Annotated in this window: 2 protein-coding genes; both read left to right on the plus strand. The window is 42.7% G+C overall.

Going from position 1 to position 2,636, the window contains the following annotated elements:
* Positions 1-219 precede the first annotated feature (219 nt).
* Positions 220-1,764 carry an IS21 family transposase gene (istA, locus tag ACT3RM_RS17430; RefSeq protein ID WP_086961189.1) on the plus strand — a complete coding sequence of 515 codons (1,545 nt, stop codon included), beginning with the start codon at positions 220-222 and terminating at the stop codon, positions 1,762-1,764.
* Between the two features lie 28 nt (positions 1,765-1,792).
* On the plus strand, positions 1,793-2,557 hold the full coding sequence (istB, locus tag ACT3RM_RS17435; protein WP_008111090.1) for an IS21-like element ISShfr5 family helper ATPase IstB: 765 nt from the start codon (positions 1,793-1,795) through the stop codon (positions 2,555-2,557).
* Positions 2,558-2,636: the final 79 nt, after the last annotated feature.

Below are 2,636 nucleotides of genomic sequence, written 5' to 3' on the forward strand. Positions count from 1 at the left end.
CTGCATATTCTCATGCATCGCGATCACCTAATACTATCTAAGCCGATCACCTAATACCATCCATCAAGATCACTCAATACCATCGATGCCGATCACTTTTCGGTCAAAATGGTATTGAGTGATCGGCTTGAATGGTATCGTTCAATTTGTACACGTTTTTGTCTAGCCAGTAGGTGTTTTTAACCGTTATTCTTTTCATTTTTGATGATGAGAATGACCATGCCAACGGCACCTATTTCAATGCGTAAACTTAAAGAGATTTTAAGACTAAAATACAGCTGTAAACTCAGTCATCGTCAGATAGCAACAAGCTTATCTGTTTCACCCTCAATCGTGTCTAAATATGCCTGTAAATCAGCAGAGTTAGATATTACTTACTGGCCGCTTGATGAGAAGTGGGATGATCACGCTCTGCAACAAGCGTTCTTCAAAACAAAGCCTCGATTAAAGGGCTTTACCATTCCTGACTGGTCGTTAGTTCAGCAAGAGCTTCGGCCTAAAACCATGACGTTGTTGCTGCTTTGGGAAGAATACAAAGAGCGGCACGCGGAAGGTTTTTACAGTTACACTCACTTCTGCCGTCAGTACAAGGCATGGCTTAAATGCCAAAAACCCTCCATGCGACAAAATCATAAAGCAGGTGAAAAACTGTTTGTGGATTACTGTGGCCCAACCATGAGTATTGTTGATACAAGTACAGGCGAATGTCGTACTGCACAAGTGTTCGTTGCGGTCATGGGTGCATCAAATTATACCTATGCCGAAGCGACTTACAGCCAGAAACTCGAAGATTGGGTGATGAGTCACGCCCGTTGTTTTGAGTTTCTTGGCGGTGTTCCTGAGCTAATAATTCCTGACAACCTTAAAAGTGCCGTCACCAAACCGTGTCGATATGAGCCTGACTTAAATCCAACCTACCAACAACTAGCGACACATTACGATACGGTCATTGTGCCCGCTAGACCCTATAAACCAAAGGATAAGGCTAAGGCTGAAGTGGGTGTGCAAATTGTTGAACGTTGGATAATGGCGCGCCTTCGCAATGAAACCTTCTTTAGCTTGCGTCAATTGAACCTGAAAATACAAGCATTACTGGTCGATTTAAATCAACGTAAAATGAAAAAGCATCCTGGCTCACGGCTCAGTCAGTTTGATGCTATCGACAGACCTGCACTCAAACCACTGCCTACACAGCCTTACAGCTATACCTTAGTAAAACAGGTGAGCGTGCATATTGATTATCATGTGGAAATTGAAAAGCACTACTACTCAGTGCCACATACCTTAATTAAACAAAAGCTTGAAGCCCATGCCTCCGGGAAGTTGGTGACACTCTACCATCAAGGCATACGAGTCGCTGTTCACCCCAGATCATACCGAGAAGGTGCGCACACCACGCTTGATCTGCATATGCCTATCGCTCATCAAAAGCAGCAACAATGGACACCACAGCGGTTCGAACGCTGGGCGAGTAAATTTGGCACATCAACTGAGCAGTTTGTTATGCAATTGATGCAAGCTAAAAAACATCCAGAGCAAAGCTACCGTGCTTGTATGGGGTTATTAAGCCTAGGTAAAAAGTTTAGTGATCAACGTCTTGAAGCCGCCTGTCATCGCGCATTAACCACAGGTGTTACTCGCGTTAAACAAGTAAAGACTATCTTAGAAAAAGGCTTGGATAAACAACCCTTGCCACAAGCTCAAGGTGATTTACTACAAGATATTGATCATAAAAATATCCGTGGCAACCACTATTACCATTAATAAAAATTAACAAACCATAGGAAGACTTATGCAAAATATCAATCAACAAGTTAATAATCAGTTAAGTAATTTAAAGCTAAGCGGCATACGTGATGCGCTATTGCAGCAATACGAGCAACCCAATTTATACGTTGAACAAAGCTTCGAAGAGCGGCTAAGTTTATTGCTTGAACATGAAATAACGCAGCGTGATCAGCGTAAAATAGATCGCCTAACGCGACAAGCAAAGTTCAGAGTTGGCGGCACACTTGCCCAACTCAACTATGGCGCAGCACGACAACTCGATAAAGCTCAGATCCGTTCATTAGCACAAGGTGAATGGCTTCGTCTTCACCAAAACATCTTGATCACAGGAGCAACAGGTTGTGGCAAAACTTACCTCGCTTGCGCGCTTGGTCAAAACCACTGCCAACAAGGGAGTAGCGTTTATTATTTTAGGCTCAAAGAGCTATTAGAAAAGATGTTTCTAGCGCAAGCCGATGGTAGTTATCGAAAACTGATCAACAAGCTTAGCTCTGCCAATTTACTGATCTTAGATGATTGGGGATTAGAGCCATTAACGGCTCAACAACGGAGTGATTTACTGGAATTAATTGATGCAAGATATGATACAAAATCGACCTTAATAGCGAGTCAATTACCGATAGAAAATTGGTATGAAATGATCGGAGAATCGACACACGCGGATGCGATTCTAGATAGGCTTGTGCACGGGGCGATAAAGTTGGAATTAAAAGGCGAGTCGATGCGAAAAAAACTAAATTTCTTGACTGATGCCGATCACTCAAGTTAGATTTTACTGAGGTCTACTGACAGACAAAAAAGTGATCGGCTTGAATGGTATTGAGCGATCGGCATCATGGTATTACGCA

Source organism: Pseudoalteromonas sp. AOP7-A1-14 (assembly GCF_052376275.1).
In the GTDB taxonomy this organism is placed as follows: Bacteria; Pseudomonadota; Gammaproteobacteria; order Enterobacterales; family Alteromonadaceae; genus Pseudoalteromonas.